At 39.6% G+C, this 17,004-nt stretch carries 11 protein-coding genes and 1 tRNA gene; 6 read left to right on the top strand and 6 right to left on the bottom strand.

Annotated elements, in window-relative coordinates; genetic code table 11:
- The first annotated feature begins 25 nt into the window (after positions 1-25).
- The 3 genes from M3085_RS11670 (at position 26) to M3085_RS11660 (ending at position 7,327) form a co-directional block, all read left to right on the top strand.
- Complete coding sequence (locus tag M3085_RS11670) at positions 26-3,142, top strand: SusC/RagA family TonB-linked outer membrane protein (RefSeq protein ID WP_178257051.1); 3,117 nt, start codon at positions 26-28, stop codon at positions 3,140-3,142.
- 21 nt (positions 3,143-3,163) lie between these two features.
- Positions 3,164-4,534 carry a RagB/SusD family nutrient uptake outer membrane protein gene (locus M3085_RS11665; protein WP_249053087.1) on the top strand — a complete coding sequence of 457 codons (1,371 nt, stop codon included), beginning with the start codon at positions 3,164-3,166 and terminating at the stop codon, positions 4,532-4,534.
- Between the two features lie 357 nt (positions 4,535-4,891).
- Positions 4,892-7,327, top strand: coding sequence for a S9 family peptidase (locus M3085_RS11660; RefSeq protein WP_249053086.1), 2,436 nt, complete (start codon positions 4,892-4,894; stop codon positions 7,325-7,327).
- A gap of 61 nt (positions 7,328-7,388) precedes the next feature.
- Here M3085_RS11660 and M3085_RS11655 read toward each other — a convergent pair whose 3' ends face one another.
- A complete protein-coding gene (locus tag M3085_RS11655; protein ID WP_178257054.1) occupies positions 7,389-7,943 on the bottom strand; it encodes a DUF3332 domain-containing protein in 555 nt (184 codons plus the stop codon).
- Between the two features lie 182 nt (positions 7,944-8,125).
- Between M3085_RS11655 and M3085_RS11650 the strand changes: the two genes are divergently transcribed.
- The 3 genes from M3085_RS11650 (at position 8,126) to M3085_RS11640 (ending at position 14,220) form a co-directional block, all read left to right on the top strand.
- Positions 8,126-9,703 (top strand): MFS transporter, encoded by a 1,578-nt coding sequence (locus M3085_RS11650; protein WP_249053085.1) that lies wholly within the window; start codon positions 8,126-8,128, stop codon positions 9,701-9,703.
- 371 nt (positions 9,704-10,074) lie between these two features.
- Positions 10,075-10,344, top strand: coding sequence for a hypothetical protein (locus M3085_RS11645; RefSeq protein ID WP_204500917.1), 270 nt, complete (start codon positions 10,075-10,077; stop codon positions 10,342-10,344).
- 126 nt (positions 10,345-10,470) lie between these two features.
- Positions 10,471-14,220: an Eco57I restriction-modification methylase domain-containing protein gene (locus tag M3085_RS11640; RefSeq protein ID WP_249053084.1), complete on the top strand. Its 3,750-nt coding sequence runs from the start codon at positions 10,471-10,473 to the stop codon at positions 14,218-14,220.
- Here the strand turns inward: M3085_RS11640 and M3085_RS11635 are convergent.
- From M3085_RS11635 to M3085_RS11615, 5 genes are all read right to left on the bottom strand, one after another.
- Complete coding sequence (locus tag M3085_RS11635; RefSeq protein WP_249053083.1) at positions 14,198-15,076, bottom strand: TaqI-like C-terminal specificity domain-containing protein; 879 nt, start codon at positions 15,074-15,076, stop codon at positions 14,198-14,200. The genes M3085_RS11640 and M3085_RS11635 overlap by 23 nt on opposite strands.
- 11 nt (positions 15,077-15,087) lie before the next feature.
- Positions 15,088-15,696, bottom strand: a complete 609-nt coding sequence (locus tag M3085_RS11630; protein WP_249053082.1) for a master DNA invertase Mpi family serine-type recombinase — start codon at positions 15,694-15,696, stop codon at positions 15,088-15,090.
- A gap of 216 nt (positions 15,697-15,912) precedes the next feature.
- A tRNA-Pro gene (locus M3085_RS11625) sits at positions 15,913-15,987 on the bottom strand.
- A gap of 78 nt (positions 15,988-16,065) precedes the next feature.
- The gene (locus tag M3085_RS11620) at positions 16,066-16,596 is read right to left on the bottom strand and encodes an RNA polymerase sigma-70 factor (RefSeq protein WP_249053081.1); all 531 of its coding nucleotides are present in this window, start codon (positions 16,594-16,596) and stop codon (positions 16,066-16,068) included.
- Between the two features lie 213 nt (positions 16,597-16,809).
- Positions 16,810-17,004 (bottom strand): hypothetical protein (locus tag M3085_RS11615; RefSeq protein ID WP_249053080.1); only part of this gene is annotated, 195 nt, incomplete at its 5' end.

The raw sequence follows: 17,004 nt of genomic DNA, 5'->3' as shown, positions 1-17,004 counted from the left end.
TATTAACCTTTAATGTAATAAAAATATGAAAACAAAACTCTTGGTGCATTCCATGAAGGGGATGCACTACAAATCCTTAGCGGCTATGTTGGTTTGTGGCAGTTTAGGAACATCTTTTGCTGCCGGATGGAGTTCTCCTGCTGAAATGTCTTTACCGGCAACAAAAATTGTTCAGCAGGCTCGTACTGTAACAGGTGTGGTACTGGATAAGGAAAACGTTCCGATTATTGGAGCTACGGTTGTTGTGGAAGGTACATCAACAGGAGTGATAACTGATTTGGATGGAAAGTATTCGATAGATGTACCGGCAGGTAAGAATAAATTGCAAGTTTCTTATATCGGCTATTCAACTGTAAGTGTAGACGTCAGTTCTCGCTCAACGGTCAATGTTACGCTGTTTGAAGAAGCTATTAATATGCAAGAAGTTGTTGTGGTTGGTTATAATACGGTAAAAAGAAGTCAGCTGACCGGTGCGGTAGATATGGTAAAAAGTGAAAAAATAGCCGATCAAACTTCTGCAACATTGGAAGACCGTTTGCAGGGAAAAGTTGCCGGCTTGATGATTTCTACCGGATCTGGACAGCCGGGAACAGCCGATGTTAAGATTCGTATTCGTGGTACAGGTTCAATCAATGGCTCCAATACACCTCTTTATATTTTAGACGGAGTGATGATTGAAGCGGCTCAGTTTGCTTCGTTGAATGCTGATGATATCGCTGATATTCAAGTGCTGAAAGATGCTTCGGCGACGGCCATTTACGGTTCGCGCGGCTCTAATGGTGTGATTGTGATAACCAGTAAAAGAGGAAAGGAAGGACGTACACAAGTAAACTATAATCTGAAATTAGGGACTTCTATCATGCGCGGGTTAAAGAATCGGATGATGACAGGGGCTGAAAATATATTGTATCAAACTTATTGCGCAGAACAGAATCCGGACTCCAATCAATATCCGTTAATGCATTTGCTTAGTCTTGAAATGAAAGAACAGCAAGGTACGATTACCGCAAGTGAGTTGGCAGAATTGGATGCCGGACGTGACCGTTTGGCTACGGCTCGTGCTACGGATACTGATTATTTGGACCTGATGACACAAAACGGTTTCTCTATGGAACATAATGTGTCGGTTAACGGAGGTAATGAAAAAACTAAATTTTATGTATCCGGTTCTTTCTTGAAGCAAGATGGTATCTTAAAAGAATCGGGTCTGACCCGTTATTCCGGACGTTTTAATTTAGACCATAAGATTAGTCGGGTTTTCGATTTCGGTGTAAGTGCCAACATCGGTTATTCAGATACCAAGTTATCCGACCCTGATTATGATGAAAGTGGTAATAGACAGAGCTGGATGAATCCGTGGTTTACTACCTATCTGGCTTATCCGTATGAAGATCCCGATAATTGGTTTAATGGAGATAATCCGACGCTGATAACTAAGTATTATCACCGTAAAAAAGGTTTGTTGCGTTTGGTTGGTTCTGCTTATCTGAATATTCATATAACGGATTGGTTACGGTTTAAAACTAATTTCGGTATGGATTACTATGGACGGAAAACAACAAGTACATTAGACCGTGAGCACCCGAAAGCTGTTTCTAATCATGGATATATGTCACAAGCTACTTCAGATATGCGCCGCTATACTTGGACTAATACCTTGAATTTTGTACAGACATTTAACGATATTCACTCTTTGTCTGGTGTCGCAGGATTCGAATTATATGATGGTGTGTATTCTGCTTTTAATCAAACAGGATATGATTTAGACCCATTTATGATGGATTCGCCGGCTGGTATTGGAGATAAGACTGGAGCATCGGATAATCCGCCTACTATCGGAGGAAGTAAAACGCATAGTAACTTGATGTCATTCTTCACTCAATGGAATTATACTTTGAAAGACCGATATAATTTCTCTGCAAGTGTGCGTTACGATGAGTCTTCTAAATTTATAGGAAGCAATAAAGGTGCAGCATTCTGGTCTGTCGGAGCTGCTTGGGATATCAGTAAAGAAGATTTCATGAGCCGTTTTGAGAAAATCAATCAGTTGAAAGTGCGTGCCAGTTATGGTACAACCGGTAATCAGGATGGTATCAGTGATTTCGGGACATTTAACGGATATTCTAAAACTTCGTATAATGGAATTTCGGGATATTATCACAGCGTTTTGGGTAATGCCGACTTGAAATGGGAAACCTCTGAGCAATTTGATCTGGGAGCCGATTTACGCATGTTTGATAGCCGTTTGAATGTTTCGGCAGATTTCTATATAAAGAATACAAGAGATTTGTTGATGGATAAGAAAATTTCGCAGACATCCGGTTTTAGTGAAATAAAAACAAATGCCGGTTCTATTCGCAATACAGGTATTGAATTGTCAATAAGCGGAACACCTATCCGTACGGCAGACTTTGAATGGAATATCGGAGCTAATATTACGTATAATAAGAATCAGATTACCGACTTGGGTACATGGGCTAATGAAGACAACAAATTTGTGAATGGAGATTATTTGTATGAAGTTGGCAAACCTTTGGGTACATGGTACATGGTAGAATGGGCAGGAGTAAATCCGGAAACGGGTGAAGTATGGTTCTATGATCAAAAAGGCGGAAAAACCGAAGATATTTCACAAGCACCCTTTGTTGATAAGTTTAAATCATCAGAAGTTCCTGTATTCGGCGGTTTTGATACCAATCTTACCTATAAAGGTATTTCGCTTTCGGCAAGTTTCACTTATGCCTTGAACTACTATATTATGAATGCTACCCGCTGGTATGTGGATAATCATAATTTCAATGGTAATAAGCCTGCATACATGCTGAATATGTGGCGCAAACCGGGTGATATAACTACAGTACCCCGGTTCGACACCCAGAACAATCCGAGTCCGTGGGCTTCTCAGTTCTTGGAAGATGCCTCATTCTTGCGCTTGAAAACATTACGTTTGTCATGGACACCTTCGCATAAACTGTTAGAGAAGCAGAAATTATTCCAGTCTATTAGCTTGTTCTGTCAGGGAGAAAACTTGTTTACTGTGACCGGATATTCGGGAATGGACCCTGAAGTTAGCGGTGATACAGATTATATGTCTTATCCTACTCCGATATCTGTAACTTTTGGAGTAAACATTAATTTCTAAACTTGTTAAAATACGATTATTATGAAAGCATTATATAAAAGTCTTGTTATTGCAGGCATGATGGCAGGGGTTTCATCTTGTAATTATACGGATTTGACTCCCACAGATCAGATTGACGATGGCGCAATTTACAGTTCGGTTTCTTCTTTGGAACAAACTGTAACAGGAGCGTATGGACAGATGTCAATGAAACAGATTGTCCGTGTAACAGCTGTTTTGTCGGATGATGTCATTAAAGGCGGACAGAATGGTGGTGCAGGAGATGATACATATCAATGGACTTATACGGCTTCTACGGGTGAGCATAATGATATTTGGTCGAAAGAGTATAGTGTTATAAACCTTGTAAACCGCATTTTGCAAGGTGCAGAAAATGTACCGGCCGAGACTGACGAAGAAATAGCCTCTAAGAACAACAGCATAGCTACGGCTAAGGTGTTGAGGGCTTATAACAGTTTGCAGTTGTTGCTGTTTTTCTCTGATATCGAAAATGGCAGTTCTTATGGTATTCCGTATGTGAAAACACCTGTTGTGTTAGAAACTCCGGGACGTAACACGGTAGATGAATGTTTTGAGTATATGATTCAAGACTTGACAGAGGCTCGACCGTTATTAGAACAGGTTGCTCCTGATGACCCGTCGTACGTGTCACAAGCGGCTGTCGATGCTTTACTGGCTCGGATTTATTTGTATAAAAAAGATTACCAGCAAGCGTATAAATATGCCGATGATGCGTTAAAACAAAAACCTTTGGCAACGATGAATGAATATGCTGCTATTTGGAGTGACGACAGTGATGCGGATGTAATCTGGAAGTTAAAACGAATGGTGGGCGAAGAAACCATCGGTACGATTTTCTGGAGTGCAGATAACAGTAGTGCGTTCGAACCTTCACCGGAACTGATAGCCGATTACACTCCGGAAGATATCCGTTTGGGCATTTTTATTGGCGACGGGGTGGATCGTGACGGAGTTCCTGTCAAGCGTGTAAATAAATATAAAGGAACTGAATCGAACGTAGGGCTGGCAGACGAAAAAATACTTCGTTCTTCTGAAATGCAGTTGATTAAAGCGGAAGCCATTGCACATACAGATTTGAGCGAGGCGAATACTTTGTTAAACGAGTTGCGTAAAGAGCGTATCGAGGGTTGGACAGACGCTAACTACGGTACACTTGATGAGTTTATGGAAGAATTGCTGTTAGAGCGTCGCCGGGAATTATGTTATGAAGGACACCGTTTCTTTGATATGCGTCGTTTCGGCAAATCGCTGTATAAACCGGTTATCAAGAAAACTCTTGATGTAGGCAACTTCCGTTGGCTGATGCCTATTCCGTTGTCTGAATTGCAGGGTAATGCAGTAATAGCCGATCAGCAGAATCCGGGGTATTAATTAAGTAGGTGGTTTTTTATTGTTCGGGCGGTCTGTATATCAGGTCGCCCGATTTTTTTTAAATTTTTTTCATAAAAGAATGAAGAAAGTAACTGCATTTAAGATGATTATTTTATCCAGCTATTTGTTACCAAAAATGCAACCGCTTGTGTTGTCATACACATGCGCTTGTGTCACTGAAAACATCCGCTTGCGTTAAGTAAAACAAGCGGATGTTTTCAGCAGTCTGGATGGGTAAACCGAATTTGCTGAAAATAAGGATATAAATAACAGAAAACCTTGTTTCGACAGGAGTAAGGACAGACTATGTGTGAAGATTTGTGTATCTTTGTGCATCGGATTTTAAAGTATGAATTAATGAATCTAAAAAAACTATTTTTTACTGTTTTGATTGCAGGCGGAATACTGTATACGCCTTTGATAGCGCAAGAGCGTTTGCCTGAATATTTGCAGGCGGAAAAATTTACGGGAGCAAAACTGAAGACCATGTTGTTTTCTACTACCGTAGACCCGCATTGGTTTCAGAAAGGAAATTGCTTTTGGTTTGAGTATAAAACGAGCGAAGGAACTTTCTGGTATGTGGTTAACCCGGCTTCGCGAAGCAAAGAGTCGTTGTTCGACCGTGATGAAATGGCGGCACAACTGACCGAGATTGTAAAAGACCCGTTCGAGGCGCGTCATTTGCCGATTCGTAACCTGAAAGCGAAGGAAGACGGACGGACGTTTACTTTCGAGGTGGAGTCTTCGCGCGATGCGAAACCGAAGAAAGATGAAAAGGCGAAGGATAAGAACAAGAAGGAGGTCTTTTATTTCTCTTACGATTATCCGACACGTAAATTGACATGGCTGGAAAACGGCGAGGAAGAACCCAAACGTTTGGGATGGGCTTCGGTTTCGCCCGACGGACAGACGGTGGTGTATGCGAAAGACTGTAACCTGTATCGTATGAGCATTGATGATTATCGCAAGGCGCAGAAGGATGAAAAGGATAGCACGATAGTGGAGGTGCAACTGACTACCGACGGTACTCCGGATTTCGGGTACGGCATTCCGTATAGCATGTTAAACACTGATACGCTGTGTAACGGCAAACGGAGAGGCGTATGGGGATGCTGGTCGCCCGACTCAAAGCATTTCGTAACCATTGTGTCTGACGACCGGGCAGTGAAACCGTTGTGGGTGATTAACTCCGTGGCAGAACCTCGTCCTACGCTGGAAACGTATAAATATCAGATGCCGGGCGAAATGGAGGCTCCTGAAGAACATCTGTATTTGTTTGACATGACAGACAACAGCCGTAAGGAGATTAAGGTTTCGGCATGGAAAAACCAAACCTTAGGCTTGGAGTATAAGCCGTATGAGCAGCGGCAGCGCGACATGGAGTTCATTCCGTCTGTTTGGCAAGGAGATAATAACCGTTTCTTCCTGACCCGCAGCAGCCGTGACTTGCACCGCATTGATGTTTGTACCTACACCATCGGGCAAGATTCGATTGTTCCCGTGGTGAAAGAGCGAATGAACACCTATCAGGAAACGAGACCTGTTTATATTTTCAACGGTGGAAAAGAATTTATTCAGTGGAGTGAACGTGACGGATGGGCGCACTTGTATCTGTATGACGACAGAGGAAACCTGAAAAACCGCATTACGAAAGGTGCATGGCATGTAGAGCGTGTGGTAAAGGTGGATGAATCTGCACGTACCATTTATTTTACGGCAAACGGCCGCGAGAAAGGGGAGAATCCTTACTATGAACATTTATATAAAGTAAATGCTGACGGGAGCGGACTGAAGCGGCTGACGGAGGGAGATTTCTTCCATCAGGTAGAGGTAGACGATGAGGCGCGTTTCATCGTGGATAACTATTCGCGGGTAAATACCATCCCCCGTGCCGATTTGATAGACCGAAACGGCAACAAAGTAATGACGATTCAAGAAAGCGACTTCTCACAGTTACAGGCAGCCGGTTATCAGTTCCCCGAACTGTTTACGGTAAAAGCTGCCGACGGTGTGACCGACCTTTACGGAGTAATGTATAAACCTTATAACTTCGATTCTACCAAAGTATATCCCATCATCGATTACGTTTATCCGGGCCCGCAGGTTGAGGCTGTGTACTATCCGTTTACCCGCATGAGCGTTCGTACCGACCGCTTGGCTCAGGCTGGTTTCATCGTGATATCGGTAGGTCAACGCGGCGGACATCCCAGCCGTTCCAAATGGTATCACAATTATGGTTATGGAAACATGCGCGACTATCCGCTTGCCGATCACAAAGCGGCAGTAGAACAGCTTGCGGCGCGTTATAAGTTTATCGATGTCAATAAAGTAGGAATCCACGGACATTCGGGCGGAGGATTTATGTCAACGGCAGCCATCTGTCAGTATCCCGATTTCTATAAAGCCGCAGTTTCGTGTGCCGGAAATCACGATAACCGTATCTATAACCGCTGGTGGAGCGAAACCCATCACGGAGTAAAAGAAGAAATTTCAGAAAAGGGAGACACGACGTTTGCTTATAAGATTGCCACTAATCCGGAAATCGTGAAACAATTGAAAGGCCACCTGATGCTGGTACACGGCGATATAGACAACAATGTACATCCGGGCAATACGATTCGTGTGGTAAATGCCCTGATTCGTGCCAACAAGCGTTTTGAAATGTTGATTCTGCCCGGACAGCGTCACGGCTTTGGTGATATGGACGAGTATTTTTACTGGAGGATGGTTGATTTCTTTTCAGAACATTTGAAAGGTCGTAAAGAATCATTTGTAGATATACCTCAGCGTTGAGTAAAAGATAAAGGCACGGAGTTCTTGATAGCCCCGTGCCTTTATTATGATGAAAAATAGTTTATCTTGCAGCGAAAAACAAAGAGTTTCCGGTAGCGCAACGCATGGTTGATAATCCGAATGCATCGGGAGTAACAGTTACCGGTGTACCGTCTTGCTGTTTATAGGTAATCGTACCGTCTTCGTTCATTGTAATCAGTTCGAAGCTTTGACCTTCAGAAACCGCATTCCATGTACGTTTTTCTTGATTGTATACCAAATCAAGCTGTTTTCCTTCTTCACCTTTTTTCGTAATGGTGTAACCGTCTTCGTTTGTACGTACTAAGTATTCACCGTTTTCGCCTTCGATGGTTCGCGTCGTACCTACTTCTGCCAACGGGTTAGAACCCGACCAGAATTCGATGGAATTAAGAACGATGATGTCGGCCAAGTAAGCCACTTCATAAACCGGAATGATGTGGAACGCAAGGAATACGATTTCATTTACGAATTTGTTTCCGATGTTTTGATTCCAATCTTTCAGGCTGCCCCATAATCCGAACGAGCCAATACAAGATGAAAACAATACACTTCCACCTAATACGGCACATACCGCCAATCTCTTAGTCTTTTTCATAATTTTATAGTTTTGGTTCTCTGATTCGTGTTTACTTTTCGGACAAAGTTAGAACTTATTTTGTAATCTGAAAGAAAAAAGGTGAAAAAACATTATCTTTGTCTCGATTTTTTAAACAAAAAAGAGATTTCGATAAACAACTTTAGCAAAAATGTTTCTTAATTGATTAAATGTAGAAAAGAATGAAAGAACAGATTCAACAAAAACTGAGCGATTCGAGGGTAGCGCGGTGGACAGCCCTCATGATTGTCTCGTTTACTATGATGTGCGGTTATTTCCTGACCGACGTTATGTCTCCGCTTGAAAATTTGCTTACAACGAAAGGTAAGGTGGTATATTTTACGGATGATACATCGATTTCGGCAGATAGTTTGATCAGTAAAGTTGAACTTTTTGCTGCGGCAAATGCGCTTTCTTCGCCCGAACTGACTGTTGAAAAGCTGGAAGAAGGTGCTGAGTTGCAGTATATGGAGACGGTAGACGGCCAGCAGCAAACGGTTCAGAAAACCATCAGTTCGGTTGCTTCAGGCGAGGGATGGTCGAGTACAGAGTATGGTTTCTTTTCGGGAGCTTACGGATACATCAATGTCTTTTTATTGATGCTGTTCTTTGGAGGTATTATTCTTGATAAAATGGGAATCCGCTTTACGGGTATTATGTCGTGCGGCTTCATGTTTGCCGGAGCGTTAATAAAATGGTATGCCCTGTCGACCGACTTTGGTGATACGATGCTTTTCGGCATGAACATGCAGGTAATACTTGCTGCGCTTGGATTTGCCATCTTCGGCATGGGAGCGGAAATTACCGGTATCACTGTGTCGAAGATTATTGTAAAATGGTTTGCCGGGAAAGAATTGGCGCTTGCATTAGGGCTTCAGGTGGCTATGGCACGTATAGGTACGGCAATCGCTTTGGGAGCCAGCCTTTCGGTAGCGAGAATGATGGGTAATGTCTCTTATCCGGTATTATTCGGCGCTATAGCCTTGTGTATCGGCTTCGTTTCGTTCCTCGTTTATTGTGTGATGGACAAGAAAGAAGACGCTTCGGCATTGGCGGTGCGTCAAGAAGAAGGACAGTCGGAAGAAGAAGGTTTCCGTTTGGCAGACTTGAAACTGATTTTTTGCAGCAAGGGTTTTTGGCTGATCACGCTTCTGTGTCTGATGTTTTACGCCGGCGTATTCCCCTTCTTGAAGTTTGCTACAAAATTGATGATTTATAAATACGACGTCCCCGAATCGTTTGCAGGTATGATTCCGGCTTTATTACCTTTCGGTACTATTTTGCTGACTCCGGTGTTCGGCTCGTTATACGACCGTATCGGACGCGGAGCTACACTGATGATTATCGGCTCGGTAATGCTGACAGTAGTGCATGTCTTATTTGCCCTGCCGTTGATGAACTACTGGTGGTTTGCGGTAGTCGTTATGATTGTATTAGGTATCGCCTTCTCGTTGGTGCCCAGTGCCATGTGGCCTTCTGTGCCCAAAATCATTCCGATGAAACAGTTAGGATCGGCATACGCTATCATTTTCTATATCCAGAATATCGGACTTGCAATGGTTCCGGTGCTGATAGGTTGGGTGATTGATGATTTTGCCACCCTTCGCGATACTTCCGGTGCAATAACCGGCTATAACTACAGCATCCCGATGACCATCTTTGCTATTTTCGGCGTATGTGCAGTAGTAATATCTTTGATGTTGCGCGTAGATGATGCCAAAAAGCACTATGGTCTGGAAGATGCCAATATGAAGAAATAAACAAAAAACGCATTATTTTTAGTTGTCACTTTGGGAGAAATCTGCTAATCCATATTGGATTGGTGGACTTCTCTTTTTTCAGGAATAAGTGAGAATGTTTTTACGTTGTTGACCTCTTGAGCCATTCTTGTAAGAGATATATTACTGAATGTTTACAATTCTGTGAACTGACACTGGTGCGTGTCAAGGAGATGCACAATCTATATGCCAACCTGTGTGCTACCAACAAGGATATATTTTCAGAGCAGGAACGCATTGCTAACGAGTTACAGAGAATGCAGTAGTTAGAGGTTCATCATACCAACAATCATATTTGGGGGGTCAAAGCCTCACGGACATTCTTGTGGCAGGTTGTCCTGTTTGGGAAAATTTTGCTTCTTTTAGTCGGCAATGTCTATCAGTTCAAGCGGAACATGGACTTGTCGGACAATGATTTGAAGTACCGCTTTATCAAAATGTACGGTGGCATCTCAGGTAATCAATTGGATACGCTGGAAGTGGTATTCCATCGTGACAGGAATAAAGCTGTCGTCAGGAATATCCGTAATGAGGTGGAGGATTTTGAATGCCGTACACGGGTAAGGGCTGAAAAGTTAGAAAAAGCAAGGTTGTTGCAGCAGGAGGCGGAAAAACTTAAGTAAAGAAATTTTTTTATCAGAAAGGAAGTATAATCAGTAATATAGAGTTATACTTCCTTTTTTTGTGTTATGAGGTATATATCAACAAATTAGATTACCTTTGCTTACGGTTTATTAAAAAAGAACATTATGGGACAATTAAAGCCTAATCAGATACTGAATAAAGCGTACAGACAAGTAGCAATAGAAACAGAAGATTTCAATCATTTTAAAGAAGCTCTCCACATTTTATTGTCTACCATATCAGATGGTCAAAGAGAAGAAACTCAAAAAGAACATTTGAGAAACTTCTTGAGTGATACTTTTTATAAACCATACTATATGGCTCCGGAGGAGGATATAGATTTGGCTGTAAGATTAGATAAAACAAGCAAGTCAAATATTGGTTTATTAATCGAAGTTAAGAGTACAACCAACAAAAACGAAATGATTTCCGTTGGTAATTTAAATAGGAAAGCTTTTCAAGAATTGTTACTCTATTATTTAAGAGAAAGGATATCCAAGAAAAATACAGATATTAAATATCTGATAGCAACCAATGTATATGAATATTTTATCTTTGATGCCCAAGAGTTTGAACAAAAGTTCTATCAGAATAAAAAGCTGAAGAAAGAATTTCAGGATTTCGAGGATGGTAGAAAAACAAGTCGTAAAACAGACTTCTTTTATTCTGAAATAGCATCTTCATTTATCGAAGAAGTTGCAGATAGTCTTAACTATACTTATTTTGACATCCGTTCTTACGCTAAATATTTAGGCGATGATACTGCTTCAAGAAAACTTATCGAATTGTATAAGGTATTCAGTGATGTACATTTGCTGAAACTGCCTTTTCAGAATGACAGTAACTCCTTGAACAAGAAGTTTTATGCAGAATTGTTGCATATTCTAGGTATTGAAGAGAAAAAAGAAAACAATAAGATTGTCATTGTACGTAAAGCTGTTGGGCAGCGTAATGAAGCTTCTTTGTTGGAAAATACAATCAATCAGCTTGATGCAGAAGATTGTTTGCGGAAAGTTCCAAATGTAGTTGCCTATGGAAGCACGCAAGAAGAACGCCTGTTTAATGTCGCTATGGAACTGTGCATTACTTGGATTAATCGAATCTTGTTCTTGAAATTGCTAGAAGCTCAAATGCTGAAATACCACAATGGAGAGCAATGCTATAAATTCCTTTCTATAAAGAAGATACGTGACTTCGATGATTTGAACACTTTGTTTTTTCAAGTTTTGGCACGGAATGTTCATCAACGGACGGCTTCCATATTAAAGGATTTCGAATATGTCCCTTATTTGAATAGCTCGCTTTTTGAAGTCTCCGAACTTGAAAGTAACACGATAAAGATAAACAGCTTGTCGCAGCGGACAGAATTGCCGTTATTCACGAACAGTGTATTAATCAACCACAAGGAAAAACAACAGTTCAGTAGCCTTCCTACTTTGAATTATTTGTTTGCTTTTTTGGATGCATATAATTTTGCAAGCGAAGGCAGTGAGGAAGTGCAAGAAGAAGCCAAGACTTTGATTAACGCTTCTGTCTTGGGACTTATATTTGAAAAAATCAATGGACATAAGGATGGTTCGGTATTTACTCCCGGTTTTATTACTATGTATATGTGTCGTGAAGCTGTTGTTAATACCGTTCTGACTAAATTTAATAATTTTTATAACTGGCATTGTAAGTCTATTGCTGATTTGTACAATCAAATAGATGATATACCACAAGCTAACCAATTAATAAATAGCATTACTATTTGTGACCCAGCTGTTGGTTCAGGGCACTTCCTCGTATCCGCTTTAAATGAGTTGATACGTTTGAAATATGAACTTGGAATTTTAGTGGATTCTGAAGGCAAACGCATCAAAAAATCTGATTATACATTTTGCATCGAAAACGATGAGCTGATTGTAACAGATGCAGACAATAATTTGTTTTCATACAATCCATTGAACGAGGAAAGTCGGCGCATTCAAGAAACATTGTTCAAAGAGAAAAAGACAATTATCGAGAATTGTTTATTTGGGGTAGACCTTAACCCAAACTCTGTGAAAATATGCAGATTGCGTTTGTGGATTGAATTATTGAAGAACGCCTACTATACAGCAGAAAGCGATTATAAAGAACTGGAAACCTTACCTAATATTGATATAAATATCAAGTGCGGTAATTCTCTGGTACATCGTTTTGATTTGACGGATAGCATTAAATCTGTACTAAAAGAAACGGGTATCTCTATCAGCCAGTATAGAAATGCGGTGAGTAAGTACAAGAATGCTCAAGATAAGGCTGAGAAGTGGGAGTTAGATTCAATGATAGCTGAAATTAAATCCAAACTTACTACTGAAATTGGAGCAAAAGACCCGAAGAAACTCAAATTAAACAAGCGTAAGGCGGAGCTGATGAACTTGCTTGCACCGCAATTGTTTGAAATGAGTAAAAAAGAACAAAAGGATTGGCAGAAACGAGTGGACACTGTTAAAAAGGAAATAGCAGAACTGGAAAGTTATTTCGAGGAAATCAATTCCAATAAGATTTATTTGGGAGCTTTTGAATGGCGTATAGAGTTTCCGGAAGTATTGGATGCAGATGGAAATTTTATAGGATTTGATTGTGTTATTGGCAACCCTCCTTATATTCAACTGCAATCTATGGGTACAGATGCTGATGTCCTAGAACGAATGAAGTATAAAACTTATGTTCGTACTGGAGATATTTATTGTTTATTCTACGAGCAAGGGATGAATTTGCTTAAGCCCAATGGTTGCCTATGCTACATTACTTCCAATAAGTGGATGAGAGCCGGATATGGAAAAGAATTACGCCAATATTTTATTGCAAAAACAAATCCTGTTTTGTTAATTGATTTTGCAGGGATAAAGATATTTGATGCAGCAACTGTTGAAACTAATATTTTGATAGCAAAGAAGGAAAGTTATACTCAAAATACATTAGCTTGTATTATTTCTAATACAGATGACTTAAATAAATTGAGCGTTTTAGTGCAGCAACAGGCTGTGGAGTGTAACTTCGCTGAGAATGATAGCTGGATTATATTATCTGCGATTGAACAAAGTATTAAGCGTAAAATAGAAGCAGTTGGCACTCCACTTAAAGATTGGGATATTCGAATTAACTACGGAATAAAAACAGGCTTTAATGAAGCGTTTGTTATCACTACCGACAAGCGTAATGAAATATTGGCAAATTGTCAAACAGAAGACGAACGTACCAGAACAGCTGAATTAATACGACCGATTTTAAGAGGACGTGATATTAAACGTTATGCTTATAATTGGGCTGGTTTATATCTTATTGCGACTTTTCCTTCCCGCCACTATGACATAGAAATGTATCCAGCGGTTAAACAGTATCTTTTGACATTTGGTATTGAAAAGCTTGAACAGACTGGAAAGACCTATATCGTTAATGGTGAAAAAATTAAGGCTCGTAAAAAGACTAATAACAAGTGGTTTGAAATTCAAGATAGTATCAGCTATTGGGAGGATTTTTCTAAGCCAAAAATCGTATGGGGAAATCTGAACTTGACTCCTAATTATGCTTTAGTAGAAAATAATAGTTTTATTAACGCACCATCTTCCATGATTGTTCCAGCAAGTAAATATTTATTAGCTATTCTTAATTCTAAAATAGCAGATTTTTATATTAAGCTACTTGGAGTCACTCGTAATGGGGGATATTTTGAATATAAACCAATGTTTATTGAGCAGCTTCCTATTCCACAATTAAAAATCGAAAATAAGGAGCTGGCTCAAATTGAACGGTTAATCGATAATAATAATTATACGGAAATTGAATATATCGTATATAATTTATATGGCTTAACACAAGACGAAATTAATTATATAAATTCTCTATAGCACGTATTTCTTCATTAGTTAATTCATAAATCTTGTACATCAATTTATTGCTAAAATCTTTAAAATCAGAGACAGACATCTTGCCAGCCTTTAAATTTTCAAAGGCGGCAAGGTGTTCTTTCTGTTGCTCATAGTTGGGTTTTGCTACAATTAATTGTTCTATTGTGTATTTTTTCCATCGAATTGTACCAACACCTGTAGTTGTTCCTGTTTTAGAGAACAACCATTCTGAAACAGATGAGTTTAAGGCTGTTAATAAATATTCTATATATTCTCCATTAAGATAAAATGTAGTAGCTTCTGGTATATATTCACCTGAAAAGTCAAAAGCAAATTTTGATTTATCGGAGATTTCACCCCATACGATTTTTGGCTTAGAAAAATCCTCCATATATGCGCAATTACGCAGATTGTAAGGAGTATCACCTTTATCAGCTCTTGTAGAGATTTTCTCCCAATATTGGTCTAAATGAGCCTTTATAGCTGGATAATTCTCTATTTGAATGCGAGGTATTTTACCTTTTATGCCGTTATGAGTATTAATTAGCCACAAATTCGCCCAGCCGTAACTATATCGCTTTATATCACGTCCTCTTAAAATCGGTCGTATTAATTCAGCTGTTCTGGTACGTTCGTCTTCTGTTTGACAATTTGCCAATATCTCATTTCTCTTCTCTGTAGATATAATGAAAGCGTCATTATATCCAGTAAGGACTCCACGATATATGTTAATATTCCAGTTTTTGAGTGGAGTACCTATAGTATCTATTTTTTGTTTGATACTTTGCTCAATAGGTGAAAGTATCACCCATGAATCAGAAGAAGCGAATTTACACTCCACAGCCTGTTGCTGCACTAAAATGCTCGTTATGTTTCTACCAAAAAGGTTTTGATATAGCGTGCTAATGTATTTCTATCAACTTTACATATTACAGCAATTTTCCGTTTAGATATATTTGCATTTAAAAGTTCCTGAATCAAGTTCCTTTTTTTATATAATTTGTATTTTTCAGGAGAACTTTTCTTCCCTTTGGGGCGACCTAAAATTACACCTTCTGCTTTTTTTCGTGATAATGCTTCTTTGGTACGTTGGCTAATGAGATTACGTTCAATTTCTGCTGATAAGCCAAAGGCAAAAGCTAATACTTTACTTTGGATGTCCTCCCCTAAACGATAATTGTCTTTGATTGTCCAAACCCTGCATTCTTTACTCATGCAAAGGTTCAGAATTTCCATTATCATAAAAAGATTCCTTCCTAAGCGTGAGAGTTCTGCGCAAATTATAAGGTCGTCCTTTTTGATTTGTTTGAGTAGTTTACCTAATTCTCTTTTATTATAGGATTTAGTACCACTGATGGTTTCTTCTATCCAACCATCAATTTTTAAACTTTCACGTTCACAGAAATTATTAATTTCGAAACGTTGGTTTTCTACAGTCTGTTTATCACTGCTAACTCTAATGTATCCGTATATCATAATAAACTATTGTTTTGTCCAATAAAACATGAAAGTTTTTACATACGCTAATGAAAAGAGTTACAGTAAATGGATATAAAAAGAAAGAAATATCTCCCTATCCATTTTGTTTTTGTTTGTTGTAGAAGCGTTGTAGAGATAGAAATGTTGTAGATTTGTTGTAGGGGGAAAATAAAAAGGAGCTAAGCAACCGCTTAACTCCTTTATTTTCACCAGTCGGGGTGACTGGATTCGAACCAGCGACCACACGCCCCCCAGACGCGTACTCTAACCGGGCTGAGCTACACCCCGAATTGCGGATGCAAAGGTAGAGCTTATTTTTGAAATACCAAATAAAAAAGAGATTTTTTTGATAAAATATGAACTTTATCAGAGCGAAAGATGTCCAAGCCTGCTGCGGAGGAACTTCAACGCCTTATACATGTGCGCTTCCACCGTACGCAGAGATATATTCATAATCTCGGCTATCTCCTTGTTTTTCATGTTGTGCAGATAGCTGAGCTTAAATACTTCTTTACATTTGTCTGGCAGTTCGTTGATGGCATTATGAATGGCATGGTGTAATTCGCGGTCTTCTATGCGGCGGATGATGTCCGAATGGTCGGGTTGATAAAACTCCAGCCTTTTTTGATAAAAGGCTTCTTCTTCTGCATTATGGTTTTCAACAATCGCACGATGTTTTAAACAGTTGAGCGCCTTTGTATATACAGAACGATAGAGAAAAGACTGAATTTGGTCGCCTATCTGGATGTCGTTTCTCCGACGCCATAATTCAGCGAAAACATCTTGAACGATGTCTTCTGCTTCCTCTTCTCCAACGATGCGTTCTGCGTAAAACAGAAGTCCGAAGTAATATTTGCGGAATAAATTCTTAAATGTCGTTTCAAACGTTTCTTCCATGCCCAACCCCTTTTTTATCTGCTGTAAGGTTTCTGCAAATGTAATAATTCCTTTATATATAAAGCAATAGATGACGTTTTTTTCTTTGTGGATAAAGCCGATGTGAAATCTGTGCCATTTCATCGGTTAAAATGATGGCTGTATCTCTTGATTAACGCAAGCCTTAGTGTAACGGAACGCATTGGGAAGAATCTTCCATTTCTTCCGCATGTTTTAAGGCAAACTATGGGTAGCGTTTTTCGGTAAATCAAATGCTTGTAAAACAGTTGATTGCGTAAACGGCTTGGCCTCACTGTTTCTTCTTCTCCTGAAAAGCGTTTTTGCTGAAAACGGGGGTGGGTAATTTAACTTGAGAATACTTTTTTCTTTAATAATTTCATTTTCGGATAAGTGGTTTGTAAAAGATAA

The organism is Bacteroides caecicola, from assembly GCF_023337095.1.
GTDB lineage: Bacteria > Bacteroidota > Bacteroidia > Bacteroidales > Bacteroidaceae > Phocaeicola > Phocaeicola gallinarum.
This window is presented reverse-complemented; position numbering and strand designations above follow the sequence as displayed.

What these genes read in the sequence shown, in the direction of transcription:
- M3085_RS11670 (WP_178257051.1), top strand. Translation starts at nt 26, where the DNA reads ATGAAAACAAAACTCTTGGTGCATTCCATGAAGGGGATGCACTACAAA.
- M3085_RS11665 (WP_249053087.1), top strand. Translation starts at nt 3,164, where the DNA reads ATGAAAGCATTATATAAAAGTCTTGTTATTGCAGGCATGATGGCAGGG.
- M3085_RS11660 (WP_249053086.1), top strand. Translation starts at nt 4,892, where the DNA reads ATGAATCTAAAAAAACTATTTTTTACTGTTTTGATTGCAGGCGGAATA.
- M3085_RS11655 (WP_178257054.1), bottom strand. Translation starts at nt 7,943, where the DNA reads ATGAAAAAGACTAAGAGATTGGCGGTATGTGCCGTATTAGGTGGAAGT.
- M3085_RS11650 (WP_249053085.1), top strand. Translation starts at nt 8,126, where the DNA reads ATGAAAGAACAGATTCAACAAAAACTGAGCGATTCGAGGGTAGCGCGG.
- M3085_RS11640 (WP_249053084.1), top strand. Translation starts at nt 10,471, where the DNA reads ATGGGACAATTAAAGCCTAATCAGATACTGAATAAAGCGTACAGACAA.
- M3085_RS11630 (WP_249053082.1), bottom strand. Translation starts at nt 15,696, where the DNA reads ATGATATACGGATACATTAGAGTTAGCAGTGATAAACAGACTGTAGAA.
- M3085_RS11620 (WP_249053081.1), bottom strand. Translation starts at nt 16,596, where the DNA reads ATGGAAGAAACGTTTGAAACGACATTTAAGAATTTATTCCGCAAATAT.